Consider the following 18,853-nt stretch of genomic DNA (forward strand, 5'->3'; position numbering starts at 1 on the left):
AATGGCGCATGCAGGCACAGCCCCCGGGAGGCGCCGAGCGAGCGAGCGGCGGAGCGCCGTGCCGTCGCGCTCGGTCACGCCGGCTCCGGCGCGGCGACCCGCGGCCTACCTGTCGAATTTTCTTGGGGTTTCGACCGGTGCGGCGGACTAGAGTACAGCGATGAACGAGCGGAGAGCGGCGCTGATCTTCAACCCTGCTGCTGGCCATGCAGGCGATGCGGTCGAGTCGCTTCCTGCGCGGCTCGAGCGCGAGTTCGCGCTGAGCGTCTACGAGACGAGCGCGGACCGCAGCGCCGCCGCGTGCGCCGAGGCGGCGCGCCGCGAGGGCGCCTCCCTGGTCATCGCGGCGGGCGGCGACGGGACGATCTCGAGCGTGGCGTCGGCCCTCCTCGGGACCGACACGTGCCTGGGCATCCTGCCGCTCGGAACGGCGAACTCGATCGCGCTCACGCTGGGCATCCCGGACGACCTGGAGGGGGCCATCGAGGTCCTCGTTCGCGGCGAACCGACGCGCATCGACGCCGCCCGCGCGAACGGGAGGACCATGATCCTGCTGTCAGCGGTCGGGCTCCACGCCGACACCGTCGGCGAGACCCCGCAGGACGCCAAGCAGCGCTGGGGCGTGCTCGCGTACATCAGCACCGCTCTGAAGAAGCTGATGAGCCTGGAGCCGTTCGGGGTCGAGATCGAGACCGACGACCAGCGGATCCACTGCCGGGCGGTGGCGGTGACGGTCGCGAACATGGCGCCTGCGCGCACGGTGCTGGCGCAGGGGCCGCCGGTGGTGTCCCCCGCCGACGGGGTGCTCGACATCACCATCGTGTCGGCCACGACGCTTGTCGAGGCGGTCGCGACCGGCCTGCACCTCCTGAGGACCGCGATCGACGGCGAGGCGGCCGAGCGCGACAACATCGGGTTCCTCGCCGCCCGGAGGGTCCGCATCACCACCGATCCTCCCCAGAACGTGCTCATCGACGGCGAGGAGGCCGGGACAACGCCCCTCGTCGTCGAGTGCCTCCCGGGCGCGCTGACGGTCATGGCGGCCCGCCGCGAGGAGGTCGACGCCCCGCTGCCCGCCGCGGAGGCCGAGGTGAAGCTCGAAGGGCTGCCCGGGCTCGAGGTCGAGCTGAAGGCGTGACGCCAGCTGCCCGCCGCTCGCCGCCCTCCACGTGGCTGCCGGCGCCCTCGCCGGGCAGCCTCGATGCGCCCTCGTGAGGGCGGCCCGCGCCTTTCTCCTGCTCCCCCGGCGTGGTACGGCGAGCGGCGATGAGGCTGACCGCGCGGGCCATCGAGCTCCCGGCGCTCGCGAGCGCCCATTCCCACGCGTTCCAGCGCGGGATGCGCGGAGAGGCGCAGCGGCCGGGGCCGTCGGGGGCGGATGACTTCTGGTCGTGGCGCAGCGCGATGTATGCGCTCGCCGGGTCGCTCACGCCGGAGTCCATTCATGCCATCTCGAAGGTGGCCTATCGCGAGCTCCGCGCCGCGGGCGTCCGTACGGTGGGCGAGTTCCACTATGTGCACCACCAGCCCGACGGCGCGCCTTATGCGGATCGCACGGTCCTCGCGGACGCGGTGATCGAGGCCGCGCGCGCGGCGGGCCTCCGGATCGCGCTCCTCCGGGTCGTCTACGCGCGCGCGGGCGCGGGCCGGGCGCCCGAGGGGGCGCAGCGGCGGTTCTCGGACGGCTCGCTCGACGCGGCGCTCGCCGACGTCGAGGCGCTCCGGGCGCGCTACGAGGGCTGCGAGGACGTGCGCATCGGGGTGGCGCCGCACAGCGTCCGCGCGGTGCCCCCGGCGTGGCTCGGCGAGATCGCGCGGTACGCCGCGGAGCGCGGGCTCATGGTGCACATGCACGTGGCCGAGCAGCCGGCCGAGATCGAGGCGTGCGTCGCCGAGACGGGCCGGCGCCCGGTGGAGCTCCTGGCCGAGCGCGGGGTCCTGAGCGAGCGCTTCGTGGCGGTGCACGCGACGCACCTCGCGCCGCACGAGCCGGCGCTCCTCGGCGCGGCGCGGGCGTTCGCGTGCCTGTGCCCCACGACCGAGCGCGACCTCGGCGACGGGCTGCCCGACGTGGGCGCGCTGCGCGCGGCGGGCGTGCGGCTGTGCGTGGGGATCGACAGCCACGTGATCACCGATCCGTTCGAGGACCTGCGGGGCGTCGAGCTGGGCGAGCGGCTGCGGACGGGCAGGCGCGTGACGCTGCGGGCGGAGGGCGGGGGGACGCCGGCCGAGGCGCTCTGGGAGATCGGCTCGCAGCGGGGCGCGGAGGCGTGCGGGTTCGCGGATGCGGGGGGCAGCATCTCGCTACGCCGGGACGCGCCGGCGCTCGCGCTGGTGCGGGAGGAGCGGCTCCTGGACGCGGTGGTGTACAGCGGGAGCCCGGCGATCGTGGAGGGAAGTCCCACGTCATCAGGCTCGTCTGCGCGCTGACCGAGGCGACGCGACGCGGCGTCGCCGCAGATCGGGGAGAGATCGGGGAGCTCGAACGGTTCAGGCTGAGCGGGCGAGCGTGCGAGATGCTCACACGTCACGGTGGTGTGATTCGTGAGGTCGAGGCGTCTCGTCTGTGCCATGTACGGGAAACGAAAACAGGACTGGTACGATTGGATGCCTCTGGCGGCGCTGCTTCCGGTCGGCCTCGCCTTGCTCTTGAGCTTCCGCGAAATCCAGGCTGCCCACCGCAGGAACGTCGCGGCGGCTGTACAGGCAGTGCTCTCGACCACCCACAAAGGGCTCGTGACATGGGCGCGCCAGACGAAGGTCACCGCGGCGTTCTGGGCGAGCGAGCCGAGCATACGTCGAGCGGCCATCGCGCAGCTCGCGCAGCGCCGCGACAACGGGTCGCTCCACGATAGCCTGTACCTCAAGGAGCTGCGGCTCGCGCTGGGTAACGTCGTTCAGCAGACTGGATGCCTCGGCTTCGACGTCATCGCGATGGATGGTACCCATATCGCCTCGGATCGCGACCAGCACATCGCCACGAAGACCCTGAGCGCCCAAGACCCGGACACCATCGCCGCCGCGATGCGCGGCTCCGTCGTCATCGGCGCGCCTTTTCTCTTGCGGTCTCCCGTCCTCGGCGAGGTCGCCGCCACGCTCCTCGTCGCGGCGCCGGTGCGCGCTCTCAACGATGGAGGGGAGGTCATCGCCACGCTCGCCTTCCGCATCGATCCTGAAAAGGAGTTCACGGAGACCGTTCAGCGCGGACAGGTCGGCGCAGGAGGGGAAACCTACGCGTTCGACAGGCGCGGGCGTGTCATCACGGAGCTCAGGTTCTCTCAGCGCCTGCGCGATTTGGGCCTTCTCGCGGCCGGCGAGCGCGCGACCCTCAACGTGGAGCTGCGCGACCCCGGGGGCGACATGTCGCTCGGCGTCGAGCGCTCCTTGCCCCGATCGGAACAGCCGCTCACACGTATGGCGACGAGCGCCATTGCGGGGAACGCCGGGGTAGATGTCGACGGCTACCGCGATTATCGGGGCATGGAGGTCGTCGGCGCATGGCTGTGGGATCCGGAGCTCGACCTCGGCCTCGCCACCGAGATCGATAAAAACGAAGCCTATAGCGTGTATCATGCGACGCGCCGCGTGGTCCTTGCTGGGTGTGCTGTGGTGCTGTTCGTCACGTTCTTCATGACGCTCGTCCTGCAGCGGCGCGCGAGGGACCTGGCCACCGGCGTGGTACGGGAGCAAGAGCTGCGCTGGGAGCTCGAGGATCGTGTCCGTCGCCTGGAGTGCGCGGAGGTGGCGCTCAAGGACGCCGTCCGTGTCCGCGAGGAGTTCCTTCGGTTCGCCTCGCACGAGCTGCGCACGCCGCTGACGAGCCTGCGGCTCCTGTACGACCACATGCTGCGATCGCGATCTCAGCCTGTCGTGGCGACGATGGGCACGAAGGAGATCGGCCGCTTCTTGAAGGTGTCCTCGCGTGAGCTCGCCCGGATCACGCAGGTCATCAACAACATGTTCGTCGTCGCGAGCTTCTCGAGCGGTCCGCCTGCGCTGAACCTGGACAGGGCAGAGCTCAACGAGCTCGTGCGCAGGAGCGTCCGGCAGATGACGGAGCAGCTCGAGGCCGACGGATGTTCCATGGAGCTCCGGCTCGGCGGGTGCGTGTTCGGCTACTGGGACCGGTCGCGCATCGAGCAGGTCATCACGAACCTGCTGTCAAACGCGTCGCGGCACGGGGCTGGACAGCCGATCACGGTGTCGGTGAGCGCGGAGAACGGTTCTGCCCTGGTCTCTGTGCACGACCGCGGCGTCGGCATGGCGCCCGAGCAGCGGGACACGCTCTTCGAGCCATTTCGATGGAAACCGGATGCGCACGGCGGGCTCGGTGTCGGGCTTTATGTCTGCAAGCTGATCGTCTCGGCGCACGGTGGCGATATCCTGGTCGAGAGCGAGCCGGACGCGGGCACGACGTTCCGCGTCCGGCTGCCGCTGCCTCCAGAGGCCGAGGGCGGCGACGTCGGTCCCGTGCCAGAGCCCGACGCGAGGACGACGGGGTAGGAGGCGATGGCGTACAGGAGCGCTCGACGTGCACGGGCGCAGCGCGCGTTCCCGAGAGCGACGGGGGCGTGCGGGGTGGACGACGTCGTCGCGGCGCGGTGAAGCTCCTCCCCAGCGCTGGAAAGCGCCGGGGGCGGGCGCTCACCCGATCGCGCCTGCCACGAGCTGCGCCGCCCTCAGCACCACCGCCGCGACCACCCCCACGTCCCACGCGCGCGAGAGCCACCACTGCGTCTCGCCGCCGTCGATCCACGGCGCCACCCACGCCGGCGGCTCCACGAGATCCGCGACGGTGAGGACCCGCTCGCGCTGCTGTGCCTCGCGGTAGCCACCCTCGCCGCCGCGGACGTGCTCCTCCGCCCGCACGTACGCGAACAGCCGCGCTCCCCGGCCCTCCGGGAGCAGCGCCCCGCTCGCGCCGAGCGCCTCCGGCGTCGCCGGCAGCTCGATCCGCGCGCCGCCCTGCGTGAGCCGGAGCGCGCCGCCGCCCGCGCGCTCGACGCGCGCGCGGACCCAGCCCTCGGGGCGCTCGCCGCGGAGCAGCGCGCGGAGCGGCGTCAGCTCGGGGCTCGGACCCAGGCGGGGCGCGCGCCGCCCCGGGAAGAGGCGCGCCGCGAGGAACCAGAGGCCGATCGGGAGCACCGACAGGACCACGTGCAGATCGAGCGCGCTGGCCACGCCCGCCGTCCCGTCGAGCACCGGGAAAGAGAGCACGCCCGCGGCGGCGAAGGCGCCGACCGCGATCGTCGCGCCGAACCCGCCGACGACGCCGAAAGCGACGTTGCCGATCGCGATGACGCCGATGGCGACATTGCCGATCGCGATGAACCCGCGCGCGACGTTGCCGATCGCGATGAACCCCGTGACGACGTTGCCGAACACGAGGAATCCGTTCGCCATGTTGCCGACGTCGACCCAGCGCGCGCGCTGCGCGGCGCCGGTCCCGTCGCCCCGGAGCGGCGCCTTCATTCGGTCACCTCGAACGAGGTGCGGCCGACGAGCTGGCCGTCCTGGGTCTCGACATCCACGGTCCAGTGCCCGGCCAGGCGGCGCGGCAGGCTCCCGCCCACGAGCTGCGACTTGAGCCGCACCGCGCCCTCCGGCCCGGGGACCCGCAGCGTCTCCTCCGGCGCGCGGAGGATCTCGCGCCCCTCGTGCCGCCAGACATGGAGCAGGCGGTCGCCGTCGCCGCCCGGCACCACCACGTCGGTGACGGCGCGGAGCTCCCGGATCACCGAAAAATGTAGCGATTTCACGGACATGGCGAGCCGACCGTCCGGGAGCACCGCGGGGCCCACGGCCGCGGAGGACAGGTGCATCGGCACCGGAGGGATGAGCGCCCGTGTGCCGTAGGCGAGCCCGACCCCGGCGGCCGCCGCGATGACGAGGAACACCGCGCCCATCCGGCTCCAGAGCGCGCCGAACGGCAGGTGCAGCGTGCAGAAGCCGAGCACGGACACGAGGGCGGCGGAGAGCAGCGTGTAGAGCGTCCGGGTGTCGGGGAGGAGCGCGGGGATGACGAGGTTCAGGCAGGCGAACAGCGTCACCCCGTAGAAGACCGAGGCGAGCGTCTTCCAGCGCATGAGCACGCGGTCGAAGACGAGATCGAGCGTCGAGAGCACGGCGCAGGCGCCGAGGAGGAGGACGAACCACCGGTTCGGCGCGTCGAGGCTGGCGCTCTTCCAGTAGAACGGGAGGAGGAAGAAGAGCATGCCCTGATAGAGGTTCTTCAGGACATAGGTCATCACGAGGAAGCGCAGCCGGGCGCCGCGCCACGCCGTCGCGAAGTCCTGGCGAGCGCCGGTGCCGAAGAGCCGGAAGAACAGGATCACGAGCAGCCAGGCGACGCTGACCGAGACCGCGAGGAAGCGGGCGTGCTGGAACCCCTTCTGCGCGAAGGTCACGACGAAGGCGCCGAGGCTGAGCGCATAGGCGGTGTGCAGCCACCAGAGCTTCTTGTGGTGGCGCTTGAAGAAGGCGCGGGCGGCCGACTTGAAGTCCTGAGGCCGGCCCTCCTGCGCCTCGGCGTCCAGCTCGGCGTAGGACGCCTTGGGCTCGGCCTTGACGGTCGGAGAGTCGTCGTCTTCGGCGGCCCGCGCCGCCCGCGCGGGCATCTTGAGCGTGCGGTCGTCGTGCTCCCCGCCCGCGGCGCCGGTCCGGGGCGGCATGCGCAGGGTGACATCGTCGATGACGCTGCGCTCCCGGTCGCCGGGCCCTGCGGCGCCTCCGCGCGGCGCTCCGGGGGCGCGGGGCGAGGCCGCGCCCGGGGTGGGGCCGGGGTCGCCGCTCGGCACGTACAGGATGGTGGGCGCCTCCCCGAAGGCGTCGGGCACGCGCGGCTTGTGGACCTGGGTCGGGGCGCTGGAGGACGGCGGCGACGGCCGCGAGGGCGCGTTCGCGTGGGCCTCGGGGGCAGAGGCTTCAGGGGAGCGCGGCGCGGGCTGCTTCATGGTCGGGGCGCAGCGTACCCGACCGGCGCCCCGCCTTCGAGCGCCGGGCGAGGGGGCGCCGGCGCCGGGCGGCGCGCGGCGTCCCGCAGCGCCGGGGCGGCGAGCGCCCGGGCCGGGGCGCGGAGGGGCGCTGGGCCGCGGAGGAGCGCTGGGCCGCGGAGGCGCGCCCGGCTGGACCGGCGCACGGGGCCGGGTGGGGCCGGCTCTGCGCCGCCGGGCCGGGCCGGCCTACTCCACGGTGATGAACGCGACGCTGGTGCTCAGATCGGGGACGCCGACGATGCGGCGCTCCGGATCGAAGCCGATGTCCGCGGCCGAGTCGATGGCGTGATCCGCGAGCAGGTCGTACGCGATCGTCCAGGCGCCGTCGGCCGTCCGCGTCTCACGTCAAGGAAACCACCCTCGGCTGTCTGCCCAACGCCTGAATTGAGCCGCGCCGCGAAGCGGCGTCGGATTGAATGAATTGTTAGGCCGCGCCATATGCGAACGATTCAAGACGACCGCAGCTCTTGCAACGGTAAGTGACTACAGGTAGCGACTTGTTGCCGGATTGAACGGCAGAGAGCCGCCAAAATGAGGTACTGGGAGCGCCGCTCGCCCATTCGGCTTGACTGGTGATGTTACTGTCGCCTCGGTCGAGCATGAAGCCTTTCTCTAGCTCTCCGTCGCATCTAATGCATCTATCCATGGTAACCCCGATATGTTTAGAGCCGCCAAGCCCTCCGCCACAGGTTCGCGACCCACCTGCGCGAGGTGGGCACCGACCTCCGGACGATTCAGACGCTGCTCGGCCACAAAGATGTGCGGACCACGATGGACTACACCCACCTCATCGATCGCGGCCCTCTCGGTGTCATCGGCCCCCTTGACCGCTGACCGCCGCCTCGGCGTGGAGCGCCTTGAACTCCGACCCCACCCTGTCGTGCCGCCCCCACGCATCGTGGAAAGGCAGCGTACCCGACGGTTCCCCCGCCTTGTCAAGGAGACTGACGCGGGGGCGTGCGGGCTCCACGCCCGAGGAACGCGCGAACGGGCCCTTGATTCCCCACCGCTCCGAGCCGAGGAAGTGGCCCTGCAATGGCCCGGCCGATCCTCAGCCGGGCTGTTGACTCTCCCGCGGTCTGTCGAGCCCTCCACCACCCCGCCGTCGATCCCGATCTCCTCTCCACCTTCGCCGCCCCCTCCCCGGAGGCCCGCCTCATCGCGCGCGGCCTACTCCGTGCCTTCCACCGTCTCCGCCCCGAGCTTCGCGAGATCCTGGCGCTCACGTGCCGACCGCCCCGGAGGCCACGCTTGTCGACCTGGTGCTCGGCATGCCCGGCGCGGCCTCGCGCGTGCTCGGCATGCACGGCCTGCTGGAGCTCGGGCGCCTGACACCGTACGCGCTCGCGCAGCGGACCGAGCGGCTGGCGATCTCGGCGAGAGACTCATCGCTGGATGACAGGAGCAGCTTGGCTCGGTAGATGCGGCAGCTCGTGACGTAGTGTCCTGCGATGACGACGTCGCCTGGCAAGCGCCCGCGGTACAGAAGATCTGCCCGAGCGTCATGGAGGAAGGGCTGGAGGAGGCGTGCGCCGCCGACGACATGAGCGCTCGCCGGTTCCTCCACGATACCTACGTCTCGTACGAATGCCGGGAGGTCGAGGAGCGCACCTGCGCCGATATCGAGGCGCTGTTGCAGTAGCGGCGGCTCGCGCCACGGCAGGCTACCAGCACAGGCGCAAGGTGGCTTGAATACAGCGCTACCAGCAGGTCAGAAGCTCCGCCACGCTGGCGACCACCCTGTCGGCGCCCGCCCCCCGCAGCTCCTCCTCCGAGCCGTGGCCCCACAGCACGCCCACGGTCCACGTCCCGTTGGCGCGGCCGCCGGCGACATCGAACCTGCGGTCGCCGATCATCCACGTGCGCCGCGGATCCAGATCTTCGCGCTCGAGGACATGGCGAATCAGCTCACCTTTCTCCGAGCGCTCCCCGGACAGCTCGGCCCCGTAGACCTCGCGGAAATGCCGCGCGAGCCCGAAATGCTCGACGATCTTCCGGGCGTACACCCCCGGCTTCGACGTCACCACCCAGAGCCGGTGTCCCGCCGCGCCCAGCCCCGCGAGCCCGGCCGGGACATCGGGATACACCTCGTTCTCGAACATGCCAGTCGTCGCGAAGCGCTCGCGAAAATGCCCGAGCGCCGCCTCGATCTGCGCCGCGTCGTCCGTCGCCAGGAGCTCGGCCAGCCCGGAGCGCAGCGGCGGCCCGATGAGGCGCCGCAGGTGCCCGGCGTCCGGCGCCGCCCTCCCCATCTTCTGCAAGGCGTGCTGAAAACAGAGGATGATGCCGGGCGCCGGCTCGGTCAGGGTGCCGTCGAGATCGAAGAGGAGGTCCATCGTCGGTGGTCCGTCGGGGCGGGGGCCCGCGCGGTCATGCCACATCCGGCGCCCGGCGCGCGAGGCTTCTTTCTGCGGTCGCCCGGAGGCCGTGCGAGATGGGACGATGCAACGATCCCGCTGCGGCCGTGGCCGCGGCTCACCGAAGTTGGCACCGAAGCGGAGACCTGGCAGCTCGCCATCGACGCGTCGGGGAACACCGTGCTCGGCAGCGCCGTCCCTCACGGCGAGCGCCGCGTGAGCAAGCGCGACGGCGCAGCGAGCTCCCTCTGGAGCCGGGGGATCTCGCAGGTGCAGGAGATGCGGCTGGGCGTCGACGGGCTCGGGAACGTCGTCCTCGCGGGCTCGTTCACCGGCACGCTCGGCCTCGGCGACGACTCGCTCGTGAGCTCCGGCGGCGAGGACATGTACCTGGCCAGGCTGGACCCCGACGGCAACGTCGTCTTCAGCCAGAGCTATGGCGACGCGGGTCACCAGAGACTGATGCACCTCGCCGTCTCCGCGGAAGGCAGCGCGGGGATCGCCGGCACCTTCGCAGGCACGTTCGCCCTCGGGGAGAGCACGCTCGTCGCCGCGACAGCGCAGGACACCTTCCTCGCCAAGGTGGGTTTCTGATCCACGCCTGAGCCTCCCCCTCGTGGGTCTCCGCGGAGTGCGTCGCCGCGGCCACCTGACGGACGCACGCCACCGCGGGCGCGGCGCTCACGCGGCGCGAATCACCTCCTCCGCGGCGCGTCGCGGGCCGCACACGCCCTCTCGCTCCGGGAAGCCCAGCCGGAACGCGAAGGTGGGCTGCCGGTCGCCGAGGCCGAGCGCCTCGGTGAACGAGCGCTCCATCGCCGGCGCTCGTCCGAGCCCACGCTCCCGGTCGATGACCTCCGGCACCTGGTTCAGCGGGTGCATCGCGATGCCGCGCGCGGTCGCCCAGAGATGCATGCGTTGCCACAGGCGCCCGGCGCGGAGCGTCGCGCCCAGGTCGTAGCGGTCGCGGACCGCGATGACGCCGATGGCGGGATCGCTGGCGAGATGGACCTCGCGGGTGACGCGGAGCCAGTCGGCGTGCATCTGTTCCGCAGACGGACGCGGCAGCAGCTTGACCGCCGCGGTGAGCAGCGGGCCGAGCCCCATCACGTCGAGGCTCAGCCCGTCCCGGTGGCTCGGTGCCGCCTCGGGCGCCAGCCTGAACCACGCGTCGCTGTCCCGCACCATCGCCGCATCGCGGACGATGGCCTCCGTGGCGCGCAGCGTATGCGCGGCGAAGCCCTCGCGCTGACGCGGGTGCTCCAGCCAGACGACCTCGACCTCCGAGCCCTCTTCGCTCAGGCGCGAGAGCTCCTGGAGCGCCGAGACAGGCACGCGCTGGGCCTTGTACGGGCCGCGGTTCGTGTGCCGCCGTGCGATGAGCTCCGCGAGCGGAGACGCCGCTGCGCCTGGCTCGATCCGGACGCTCGCCACCCGGATCGCCCGCGGCGCCACGCCCTCGGGAGCGCGGGATCGCTCCGGGTCGGACCCCAGCAGATGACCCGCTTCGAGCTCCACGCGGGGCGCCCAGCCCATCGAGCCTGCCGCGAGCGACAGGTTCTCTATCGCGCAACCGAGCCCGAGGTGCATCTCGCGCAGGAACGGATCCATGGTGCCGAGCGATCGAGACCTGTCCGAGAACACGTCGATGCGATCCGGGTGGAGCTCGAACAGCCAGGGTTGCGTGTTGTGCGGGCTCGCGGCGAGCACCGCCGCGCGCACGAGCTCGGCGAGCTCCCCGCCGCGCTGTCCGCGGAACGCGGTCCAGGGCGCGAACGGCTCGCCCGTCCGATCGTCGAACACACCCCGGCCGGCCGCGTACCAGCCCGCTCCCGCGGCCACGGCGAGCGTCGCGACGCCTTCCAGCAGGCGCCGCCGCGAGACCTTGAGCTTCCTCTCCATGATGCGCTCCATCCTCCAGAGGGCGTCTGACCGGGCGCCGTGAGCGACGGCCATGCGCAGAGAGTGAGGCGGATCGATCGATTAGTACAGGTGATTGAGCTAATATCATGTATTAGCGTATCTAATGCACGATGCTCTCCCCGACGACCTGAACCTCCTGCTCGCGCTCGACGTGCTGCTGCGCGAGCGGCACGTGACGCGCGCGGCGAAGCGGCTCGGCGTCACGCAGTCGGCTGTGAGCCAGCGGCTCGGACGGCTGCGCGAGTTCTTCGGCGATGCGCTGCTCGCTCCGGGGCGGCCGCTGCTCGCCCTCACGCCGCGCGCCGAGGCGCTCGCCGATCCGCTGGCTCAGGCGCTCGCGGGCTTGCGAGCCGCGGTCCAGGCCGGCGCGCCGTTCGACCCTGCGACGTCCGAGCGCCGCTTCGTGCTGCTCGGCAACGACCTGCTGGAGGCGGTCGCGCTGCCGCGGCTCTTGCCCGTGCTGGCGCGCGAGGCGCCGTACGTCACGGTGCAGGTCGACCGCGCCGACGCGGACTTCGTGAGGCGGCTCGAGCGGGGAACAGCGGATCTGGCGTTCGTCCCGGGGTTCCTCGTGCCCCCGTCGTCACGACAGCTGCGCTTGCCGGAGGAGCGATTCGTGACGTTGATGCGCAGGGACCATCCCGCCGCGTCACAGCGGCTGACCCTGGGGCGCTATCTGGAGCTCGGGCACGTGCTGATCGCTCCACACGGCATGCCGGGCAGCCTTGTCGATCGCGCGCTGGAGGCCCAGGGGCGGCGCCGGCGGATCGTCGCGCAGGTCCAGCACTTCGTGACGGTGCCTTTCCTGATCGCGGCCTCGGACCTCGTGGTGACGTGTCCAGCGACGGTCGCGGCATTTTCGATGCCCTTCGGCCTGCGCGCGGTCCGGCCCCCCGTCGAGCTCGGCCTGGACCGATCTTCGGCTGTCTGGCACGAGCGCGTGCACGACGATCCAGGCCATCGCTGGCTGCGCTCCTGGCTCGGCAAGGCGATCCGCGGGCGCAAGGACCCGACCCAACCAGGTTGACCCGACCCAACCAGGTTGACCCGACACGACCCAGGTTGACCCGACCCGAGGGGGACGGAGGACGATCCGACCTGGCGGCCGCCGCCCACAGGCCCTTGTCACTCGAGGTCGGGCCGCGCGCTGCCCATGCCGATCGCCCACGCCATCGTGTACCGCGCGTTGATCTCGCACCGGGGGTTCCAGCGCAGGCTCCCGCGCTCGTCCTCCCAGCGGAAGGCGTCGATCCCGAAGGGCCCGAAATAGCCCGCGCCGGCGAGCGCCGCTCCCGTCTCGAGCGCGGCCTCGACGAGCCGCCGGCGCTCGCCGTCGTCGAGGTCGCCCTCGCCGGCGAGCGCGGCGCCGAGGTAGGCCCCGCTCGCGTCACAGCGCTGGACGCAGGGGGCGCCGAGGCTCACCGCGCCGCCGCGCGCGACATGCCCGTGCAGCGAGAAGTCGCCGCGGCGCTCGACCCAGGGCTCGACCTGCAGGCCGCTGTCCGGGGAGGCGGGGTCGAGCGACGCGACGGCCCACGGCCGCGCGTCGGGCGGCAGGGCGCCGCGGGCGACCCGGCGCCGGCCGCGCCCGGCGAAGCCGAACGGGCGCTTGAGCAGCCAGTGACCGGTCGGCGTGGGCCCGGCGATCGCCGCCTCGAGCTCGGCCAGGGTGACAACATGGCGCGCCCCGGGCAGCGTCTGGCCGAGGTCCGCGCAGAACTGCCGGTGGTTGACGCGTCGCAGCACGTCGAGCGGCGGCGCCTCCACGGGGGGGACGCCGGCGCGGGCGAGGAGGCGCCGGGCGCGGGGCGTGGGGCACCACGCGCGCCCGACCAGCGCGGCGCCGGGCGGCGCCGGCGGCACGAGCGGCGAGGGGAGGTCGGGGCTGAGCACGACGTCGCCGGGGCGCAGCAGGGCCGCGATCCGGCCGGCGAGCTCCGGGGCCCGGCCGGCGACCGCGGCGCGAGGGGTGTACCCAGCGGGGCGGGCCAGCTCCTCGTCGGCGTCGAAGTTCAGGACCCAGGCGCTCGCTCGGTCCATGAGGCCAGCGCGTCGAGGAACGGCTCGGAGAGGCCGGAGCGGCTGCGGTCGCGGCGGTTCATCGGATCGCCGCGCATGAGCAGCGGCGAGAGGGGCGGCGGGATGTGGCGGACCCACGTCTCGAAGTCGCCCTGCGCCTGCGGCGAGGCGCTGCCCTGCGCCTGCGGCGAGGCGTCGCCCGGCGCCTGCGTGAAGCGGCGGAACCAGCGGACCCCGAAGCGCACGTGCGGGATCTCCTCGGCGCGGACCCGCTCGGTGAGCGCGGCGCCCTCGGCGTCGCCGATGGCGCGGAAGCGCTCGGCGAAGCGCGCTGTGTGGTCGAGGTTGCCCCCCTCGAGGCCCATCCCCATCACCGCCACGAACTGCGCGGGCGACGCGGCGGCGGGCACCCGCGACCAGAACCAGTCACGCACCGGGAAATCGCCGAAGCGATGGCCGATCGCGGCGAGGTAGGCGGCGTAGAGCCGCATGTGGCGCGCTTCGTCGAGGGCGATCCGGACGAGGCCGCCGCGGAACGCGCGCGGCGTCTCCGGGAAGGCGAGCAGCGCCCAGGCCATGAGCTCCGCGGCCTGGAGCTCGTGATGGAGGAACGCGTGGAAGAGCTGCGCGCGGCGCGCCGGGTTGCGCAGCGCCTCGGGCCCCGGGCTCTTCAACGCGCGCTCGGAGATGCGCAGCTCGGCGGGCCGGCCCGGCCGCGCGAGGCGGCGCAGGGGCGCGGGGGCGGGCTCCCAGACCGACGGCACGGGCGGCGGCTCGAGCTTGTGCGCCAGGTCGGTCGAGAGGACGTAATCCCAGGCCCAGCGCTCGACGGTGCCCGGCGGAGGCGGGGCGCTGGGCGGCGAGGAGAGAGACATCATGGCACGGCAGGGCAGGGCAGGGGGAACGCTGCTCCCTACCACAGCTCCAGGTCGCCGGCGGGTCGCCGTCGCGCCGGCGCGACGCGAGCTCGTAGGATGGTGGTAACTGTCGAAAGTTATTGATTTTTTCTTCCTGCATTCCCGCCTTTCTCGTCGAGCCCGACCACCACCCGCGCGCACCCCCTCGGCGGCGGGCTGCGGGGACGGCATGTCGGTCTCCCTCGGTGCACGTGGGTTTGCCCTCCGCGCCGGGGGTCGACTTCGCGGCGCTGTCCTGCTTCCGCGGGGCGCTGCCCTGCTTCCGGCGGCGATCGCGTTACCGCGCTGTGTTCCGTGGCCCCGCCCGGGCTGAGCCGCGCCGGTGGGGGGCTGCAGCGAGGGGGAATATTCCCGGGCGCTCGCGGCGATTGCCGGGCAGCGCCGGGCCCTCGCGCTTGCCATGTCACGATGACAGAGGCCTCCGCATCTCGACGACATTTTGCCGGGGAATAGACCAGGATCGCGAGATTTGCGCGGAAATAGCCTGTCGAGGAGCGTGGCTTACGCCTTGCTCGGGGGGATCGCATGAAGGCGGAGCGGCGTTCCCAGGCGGTCGACAGGAAGCGCGAGGAGCAGACGGTGCTTGTCATCGGGGGCAGCGGCGGCATGTCCAGCCGCTACCGCGATGTGGTCGAGAAGCACGGCTTGTCGCTGCGCCATTACGAGAACCGCGTGCCGCCGGGCGCGCGCCGCGGCGTGGGGAGGATCGCGCTCGTCGTGATCATGGTGACGATGGTCTCGCACGCGCTGCGCGATCAGATGCAGGGCCTCGCGGCGGACGGCGCTCCGGTCGTGTACCTGCGCAGCGCCTCGGTCTCCGCGCTGCGGGCCGCCCTCGAGCAGCGCGCCGCTTGACGAGGGGCGCCGCGCCGGAGCGAGCCGCGCCGGGGCGCCGTCAGCGCACGCCGACGAGGCGCTGCATGAGGCGCTGGAACTCGGGGACCGAGAGGTCGATGTGCTCGACGACGCGCCCGTAGAGCGTGGCCGTGGGTACGTTGCGGCCGCCGAACTCCCGCTCGAGCTCGGAGAGCTTCCAGAGGATGATGCGCTCGGCGCGCGTCAGGCCGTCGCGCACATCCGGAAGATCATCGAAGGGGGATCGCCTCGGGGACATGGTCGGGCTCCGCTCAGGCCTCAAAGTTTCGGATTTCAACGCAAAGGCGCAAAGGCGCAAAGGCGCAAAAAGACAGAGAGAATTGACCGAGAATGGATGCTCTTGCCTTCTTGCGTCTTTGCGCCTTTGCGCCTTTGCGTTGAATTCTCCGATCCGCCGCTGCGCCACGGTCCGGGAGCAGGCGCGCGTGGCCGCGTTCACTGCACGACCCCGAGCACCCGCTGCTGGCGCGCCAGCTCCGCCGCGTTCTTGAGCGCCTCGAACAGCTCGCGCGACGCCGGCAGGCCCCGGATCACGAGCTCGGGGTCGCTCGCGTCCCGCGTGAACACGCGGATCTCGGCGATGTCGAGCAGTCGCTCCATGAACGTCTGACGAAGGTCGATGTCGTGCACGCGCCAGAGCTGGAGGGTCTCGACCCGCCGCGTGAGCAGGCCGGCCTCGTAGTCGATCGTGCGGTCGGTGATCTTGTAGCGGAGGCTCCTGCGCTTCCAGTGCAGGATGCCGAGCCACACGAGGCCCACCAGCACGAGCGAGAGCACGCTCGCCGCCACGTAGGACCAGAACCACGCCTTCCAGCTCGGCGTCCCCTCGAAGAGGACACGCGCCCCGCCCGGCGAGGCGGCGAGCGCGCCGGGAGCGGGGGCGAGCGCGCCGGGAGCGAGGGCGAGCGGCGCGGCCAGGGCCGCGGCGGCCGCGGGCGCCCCCTCATCGAGCATGCTGCCGCAGAAGCGGCACTTGATCGCGGCGTCCTGGATCTGCTCCGCGCAGAAGGGGCACGGTTTCACGCCGGCGATTGTAGTACAGCGCGCGCCGGCGGGAAGCGCGCTCGCGACCACGCCCGCCGATCCTGCGCAGCATCGGGCCGGCGCGATTGCATCTGCGCGGGACCCTCGCCAGGATCCTCCCCGCCCGGCAACCCGACGGGCCTGGCGACGGCCGCCCGATGGAGTGATCTCGATGAGCAACGTCAAGGGCAACGCGCTGGGGGGGTTCAAGAACTTCGTGGCCGCGCAGCACGGCGCCGACGGCGTGGCGCGGTGGCTGGAGGGCCTCGGCCCGCAGGACGCCGCGCAGGTCGGCGGCATCGTCCTGCCGCACGGCTGGTACCCGGTGAGCCTGTGGAACCGCCTCGTCGATCGCTATGTGGTGCTGTTCGGAGACGGCCACCCGCAGTGCTTCCGGCCCGTGGCCAGCGCCATCGCCGCGGAGGATCTGAGCCGGTTCTTCACGGTGCTGCTCAAGGCCGCGTCCCCTGCCACCGTGCTGCGCCGGTCCGCCTCGCTGTGGGAGCGCTACTTCGACGAGGGCACGATGGAGGCGAACGAGGTCGCCGAGAAGCGCTTCACGGTCCGCCTCACCGCCTCGCGGCTCCCGGACCGCGGCCCCGGGCCGGTCACCTGCGCGGTGGGCATCCCGGTATGGCAGGAGCGAATCATGTCCCACGTGGGCGCCCGGGAGGGCCGCTGTCTGCATACCCGTTGCCGCTTCCGCGGCGCCAGGGCGTGCGAGTTCGAGGTGTCGTGGTCGTGACCGCGCCACGAGGGCACGCTCGATAGGACCGGCGGAGGCCTCAGCCGCCGTGCGGCGGCAGCTGGGCGCGGGGCGCCGGCGCGGCGAGGGCAGGCGCCGGCCGCTGGAACACGCGCCGGAGGGCGGCCGCGGCGGCGTGGTAGCCGCACATGCCATGGACGCCGCCGCCGGGCGGCGTCGAGCTGGAGCAGAGATAGATCGCGGGGTTGGGCGTCGCGTAGGGGTTGAGGCTCGCGACGGGGCGCGCGAAGATCTGGATCCAGTCGTTGGCGCCGCCGGCGATGTCGCCGCCGACGTAGTTCTCGTTGTACCGCTGAAAGGCGGCGGGGGTGTGGACGGCGCGCGCGCGCACGAGATCGCGGAAGCCGGGGGCGAAGCGCTCCATCTGGGCCTCGATGCGCGCCGTCATGTCGACGGTGCAGCCGGGCGGCACGTGGCAGTAGACCCAGGCGGTGTGCTTGCCGGCGGGGGCGCGCGTGTCGTCGAACAGGCTCTGCTGCGCCACGAGGCAGAAGGGGCGCTCCGCGGGCGCGTCGCCGGCGAGCGCCCGCTCGGAGGCCGCCACCTCGTCGAGCGTGCCGCCCACGTGCACCGTCGCCGCGCGCGCGGCCGCGGGCGCCTTCCACGGGATGGGGCCGTCGAGGGCGTAGTCGACCTTGAACGCGCCGGGGCCGTGGCGGAAGCGCTCGAGGCGGCGCCGGAAGCCCGGCGGGAGCCTGTCGCCCGCGATGCGCGCCATGGCCGCCGGCGTCGTGTCGAAGAGGTAGGCGCGCGCCTCGGGGAGCTCGTCGAGCGACGAGACCGCGCGGCCGGTCTCGATCTCGCCGCCGCGCGCGCGCAGGATGGCCGCGAGCGCGTCCATGAGCGCCTGCGAGCCGGTGCGCACGATCGGCCAGCCCGCCGCGTGCGCCGCGAGCGCGAGCACGAGGCCGAAGGACGCCGAGAACAGCGTCTCGAGCGGCAGGAACGCGTGCGCCGCGCAGCCGCCGAAGAGCCCGCGCGCGGCGTCGCCGCGGAAGGTGTCGCGCGCGAGCCCCTGCGCCGAGCGGATGCCGGAGAGGCCGAACCGCGCGAGCAGGAGCGGGTGGCGCGGCGGGAGGCGCAGCGGGCCGAGCAGCTCGGTGAACAGCGCGCCGTCGTGCGCGAGGAGCGGCGCGAACAGGTCGCGCCAGGAGGCCGCGTCCTCCTCGCCCAGCGTCTCCGCCATGCGGCCGAGATCGGGGTAGAGCAGGGCGGTCCTGCCGTCGGGCAGCGGGTGGGCGAGCGCCGCCTCGGGGTGGATCCAGGCGACGCCGTGCTCCGCGAGCGGCAGCGTCCGGAGGAACGGCGAGATGAGCGCGGTGGCGTGGATGGCGGAGCAGACGTCGTGGCGGAAGCCGGGGCCGGTGAGCTCGGCCGTGCGCGCGCCGCCGCCGAGGGTGTCGCGCGCCTCGATGACGCGCACCGAGAGGCCTGCGCCGGCCAGCGCGACGGCAGCAGCGAGCCCGTTCGGGCCCGCGCCGATCACCACGACATCCATGGCGCGAGGCCCACGGGCAGCCAGCATGGGAGGAGGGGGTACCCGATCGCGGAGCTGGGCGGGAATGGAATAGCGCGGCTGGGCTCGGCGGCCGAGCGCGTGGACGGCTCCGAGGATCGCCGCGACCGACAGCAAGTACAGGGGGGACCGGAGGAGCGCTCCAGCGGAGCGATCTCGGCGGATCGCCTCGCGCCCGTGGTGGTCTCTGGCGGCGCGCCTGAGCGCCCATGCACAGGTCCTGGTTCGCTGGTAGGATGAAACGGACTGCGCTGGCGCCGTCAGGTCGTCAGAGCGTGCTCAGAGGGACATGGGAATGGTCTCAGAGAGAAACCCCGCTCGTGCGGATACGGGGAAAGCAATCAATATATCCATCAGTATGGGTGGAGCGGTCTTCTTGATGGGCATGTGCCTCGGGTGCAATGGGATGCTCGACATCGATCCGGGCGTGCCTCGAGAGGTCGGAGCGACGGGCGGAGGGG

At 72.5% G+C, this 18,853-nt stretch carries 18 protein-coding genes and 1 pseudogene; 10 read left to right on the forward strand and 9 right to left on the reverse strand.

All coding sequences use genetic code 11. The features are described 5' to 3' along the window. Nucleotides 1–160: 160 nt before the first annotated feature. From WME75_RS05830 to WME75_RS05840, 3 genes are all read left to right on the forward strand, one after another. Nucleotides 161–1,138 (forward strand): YegS/Rv2252/BmrU family lipid kinase, encoded by a 978-nt coding sequence (locus WME75_RS05830; protein WP_437487111.1) that lies wholly within the window; start codon nucleotides 161–163, stop codon nucleotides 1,136–1,138. Between the two features lie 128 nt (nucleotides 1,139–1,266). Next, nucleotides 1,267–2,430 (forward strand): formimidoylglutamate deiminase, encoded by a 1,164-nt coding sequence (locus WME75_RS05835; protein WP_437487112.1) that lies wholly within the window; start codon nucleotides 1,267–1,269, stop codon nucleotides 2,428–2,430. Between the two features lie 177 nt (nucleotides 2,431–2,607). Beyond that, the gene (locus WME75_RS05840; RefSeq protein ID WP_437487113.1) at nucleotides 2,608–4,503 is read left to right on the forward strand and encodes a sensor histidine kinase; all 1,896 of its coding nucleotides are present in this window, start codon (nucleotides 2,608–2,610) and stop codon (nucleotides 4,501–4,503) included. A gap of 141 nt (nucleotides 4,504–4,644) precedes the next feature. Here the strand turns inward: WME75_RS05840 and WME75_RS05845 are convergent, their stop codons facing one another. Both WME75_RS05845 and WME75_RS05850 read right to left on the reverse strand, forming a co-directional pair. Then, complete coding sequence (locus WME75_RS05845) at nucleotides 4,645–5,472, reverse strand: hypothetical protein (RefSeq protein WP_437487114.1); 828 nt, start codon at nucleotides 5,470–5,472, stop codon at nucleotides 4,645–4,647. Next, entirely contained in the window at nucleotides 5,469–6,953 is a 1,485-nt protein-coding gene (locus tag WME75_RS05850; RefSeq protein ID WP_437487115.1) for a DUF5924 family protein, read from the reverse strand. The genes WME75_RS05845 and WME75_RS05850 overlap by 4 nt, the downstream gene beginning before the upstream one ends. A gap of 729 nt (nucleotides 6,954–7,682) precedes the next feature. Here WME75_RS05850 and WME75_RS05855 point away from each other — a divergent pair. From WME75_RS05855 to WME75_RS05865, 3 genes and pseudogenes are all read left to right on the forward strand, one after another. Beyond that, nucleotides 7,683–7,829 (forward strand): annotated as a pseudogene (locus WME75_RS05855) (tyrosine-type recombinase/integrase); the annotation flags it as partial. Nucleotides 7,830–8,221: 392 nt separating this feature from the next. Beyond that, entirely contained in the window at nucleotides 8,222–8,416 is a 195-nt protein-coding gene (locus tag WME75_RS05860) for a hypothetical protein (RefSeq protein WP_437487116.1), read from the forward strand. A 20-nt stretch (nucleotides 8,417–8,436) separates the two neighbouring features. Then, the gene (locus tag WME75_RS05865; protein WP_437487117.1) at nucleotides 8,437–8,637 is read left to right on the forward strand and encodes a hypothetical protein; all 201 of its coding nucleotides are present in this window, start codon (nucleotides 8,437–8,439) and stop codon (nucleotides 8,635–8,637) included. A gap of 58 nt (nucleotides 8,638–8,695) precedes the next feature. On the opposite strand, the gene WME75_RS05870 is transcribed toward WME75_RS05865, so the two are convergent. Continuing rightward, nucleotides 8,696–9,331: an HAD hydrolase-like protein gene (locus WME75_RS05870; RefSeq protein WP_437487118.1), complete on the reverse strand. Its 636-nt coding sequence runs from the start codon at nucleotides 9,329–9,331 to the stop codon at nucleotides 8,696–8,698. A gap of 237 nt (nucleotides 9,332–9,568) precedes the next feature. Here WME75_RS05870 and WME75_RS05875 point away from each other — a divergent pair, with 237 nt between their 5' ends. Beyond that, entirely contained in the window at nucleotides 9,569–9,946 is a 378-nt protein-coding gene (locus WME75_RS05875; protein WP_437487119.1) for a hypothetical protein, read from the forward strand. An 87-nt stretch (nucleotides 9,947–10,033) separates the two neighbouring features. Here WME75_RS05875 and WME75_RS05880 read toward each other — a convergent pair whose 3' ends face one another. Continuing rightward, entirely contained in the window at nucleotides 10,034–11,254 is a 1,221-nt protein-coding gene (locus tag WME75_RS05880) for an Acg family FMN-binding oxidoreductase (RefSeq protein ID WP_437487120.1), read from the reverse strand. A 124-nt stretch (nucleotides 11,255–11,378) separates the two neighbouring features. On the opposite strand from WME75_RS05880, the gene WME75_RS05885 reads away from it, so the two are divergent. Further along, nucleotides 11,379–12,302 carry a LysR family transcriptional regulator gene (locus WME75_RS05885; RefSeq protein WP_437487121.1) on the forward strand — a complete coding sequence of 308 codons (924 nt, stop codon included), beginning with the start codon at nucleotides 11,379–11,381 and terminating at the stop codon, nucleotides 12,300–12,302. A gap of 98 nt (nucleotides 12,303–12,400) precedes the next feature. Here WME75_RS05885 and WME75_RS05890 read toward each other — a convergent pair whose 3' ends face one another. After that, on the reverse strand, nucleotides 12,401–13,315 hold the full coding sequence (locus tag WME75_RS05890; RefSeq protein ID WP_437487122.1) for a hypothetical protein: 915 nt from the start codon (nucleotides 13,313–13,315) through the stop codon (nucleotides 12,401–12,403). Further along, nucleotides 13,288–14,172, reverse strand: coding sequence for a ferritin-like domain-containing protein (locus WME75_RS05895; RefSeq protein WP_437487123.1), 885 nt, complete (start codon nucleotides 14,170–14,172; stop codon nucleotides 13,288–13,290). Before WME75_RS05895 ends, WME75_RS05890 begins: the two co-directional genes overlap by 28 nt. 564 nt (nucleotides 14,173–14,736) lie before the next feature. Between WME75_RS05895 and WME75_RS05900 the strand changes: the two genes are divergently transcribed. Then, nucleotides 14,737–15,066, forward strand: a complete 330-nt coding sequence (locus WME75_RS05900; RefSeq protein WP_437487124.1) for a DUF2325 domain-containing protein — start codon at nucleotides 14,737–14,739, stop codon at nucleotides 15,064–15,066. A gap of 40 nt (nucleotides 15,067–15,106) precedes the next feature. Here the strand turns inward: WME75_RS05900 and WME75_RS05905 are convergent, their stop codons facing one another. Both WME75_RS05905 and WME75_RS05910 read right to left on the reverse strand, forming a co-directional pair. Continuing rightward, nucleotides 15,107–15,325 carry a hypothetical protein gene (locus WME75_RS05905; RefSeq protein WP_437318540.1) on the reverse strand — a complete coding sequence of 73 codons (219 nt, stop codon included), beginning with the start codon at nucleotides 15,323–15,325 and terminating at the stop codon, nucleotides 15,107–15,109. Nucleotides 15,326–15,522: 197 nt separating this feature from the next. Next, nucleotides 15,523–16,110: a PH domain-containing protein gene (locus WME75_RS05910; protein ID WP_437487125.1), complete on the reverse strand. Its 588-nt coding sequence runs from the start codon at nucleotides 16,108–16,110 to the stop codon at nucleotides 15,523–15,525. 172 nt (nucleotides 16,111–16,282) lie between these two features. Between WME75_RS05910 and WME75_RS05915 the strand changes: the two genes are divergently transcribed. Beyond that, nucleotides 16,283–16,855, forward strand: coding sequence for a hypothetical protein (locus WME75_RS05915; protein WP_437487126.1), 573 nt, complete (start codon nucleotides 16,283–16,285; stop codon nucleotides 16,853–16,855). A gap of 40 nt (nucleotides 16,856–16,895) precedes the next feature. Here WME75_RS05915 and WME75_RS05920 read toward each other — a convergent pair whose 3' ends face one another. Beyond that, the gene (locus tag WME75_RS05920) at nucleotides 16,896–18,401 is read right to left on the reverse strand and encodes a phytoene desaturase family protein (RefSeq protein WP_437487127.1); all 1,506 of its coding nucleotides are present in this window, start codon (nucleotides 18,399–18,401) and stop codon (nucleotides 16,896–16,898) included. Nucleotides 18,402–18,853: the final 452 nt, after the last annotated feature.

Origin of the sequence: Sorangium sp. So ce1014, assembly GCF_051521505.1 — a bacterium.
Taxonomy (GTDB): Bacteria; Myxococcota_A; Polyangia; order Polyangiales; family Polyangiaceae; genus Sorangium.

Coding starts and splice junctions, on each gene's coding strand:
- WME75_RS05890 (WP_437487122.1), bottom strand. CDS start 13,315: ATGGACCGAGCGAGCGCCTGGGTCCTGAACTTCGACGCCGACGAGGAG.
- WME75_RS05885 (WP_437487121.1), top strand. CDS start 11,379: ATGCACGATGCTCTCCCCGACGACCTGAACCTCCTGCTCGCGCTCGAC.
- WME75_RS05920 (WP_437487127.1), bottom strand. CDS start 18,401: ATGCTGGCTGCCCGTGGGCCTCGCGCCATGGATGTCGTGGTGATCGGC.
- WME75_RS05870 (WP_437487118.1), bottom strand. CDS start 9,331: ATGGACCTCCTCTTCGATCTCGACGGCACCCTGACCGAGCCGGCGCCC.
- WME75_RS05905 (WP_437318540.1), bottom strand. CDS start 15,325: ATGTCCCCGAGGCGATCCCCCTTCGATGATCTTCCGGATGTGCGCGAC.
- WME75_RS05900 (WP_437487124.1), top strand. CDS start 14,737: ATGAAGGCGGAGCGGCGTTCCCAGGCGGTCGACAGGAAGCGCGAGGAG.
- WME75_RS05895 (WP_437487123.1), bottom strand. CDS start 14,172: ATGATGTCTCTCTCCTCGCCGCCCAGCGCCCCGCCTCCGCCGGGCACC.
- WME75_RS05835 (WP_437487112.1), top strand. CDS start 1,267: ATGAGGCTGACCGCGCGGGCCATCGAGCTCCCGGCGCTCGCGAGCGCC.
- WME75_RS05830 (WP_437487111.1), top strand. CDS start 161: ATGAACGAGCGGAGAGCGGCGCTGATCTTCAACCCTGCTGCTGGCCAT.
- WME75_RS05850 (WP_437487115.1), bottom strand. CDS start 6,953: ATGAAGCAGCCCGCGCCGCGCTCCCCTGAAGCCTCTGCCCCCGAGGCC.
- WME75_RS05845 (WP_437487114.1), bottom strand. CDS start 5,472: ATGAAGGCGCCGCTCCGGGGCGACGGGACCGGCGCCGCGCAGCGCGCG.
- WME75_RS05840 (WP_437487113.1), top strand. CDS start 2,608: ATGCCTCTGGCGGCGCTGCTTCCGGTCGGCCTCGCCTTGCTCTTGAGC.
- WME75_RS05915 (WP_437487126.1), top strand. CDS start 16,283: ATGAGCAACGTCAAGGGCAACGCGCTGGGGGGGTTCAAGAACTTCGTG.
- WME75_RS05880 (WP_437487120.1), bottom strand. CDS start 11,254: ATGGAGAGGAAGCTCAAGGTCTCGCGGCGGCGCCTGCTGGAAGGCGTC.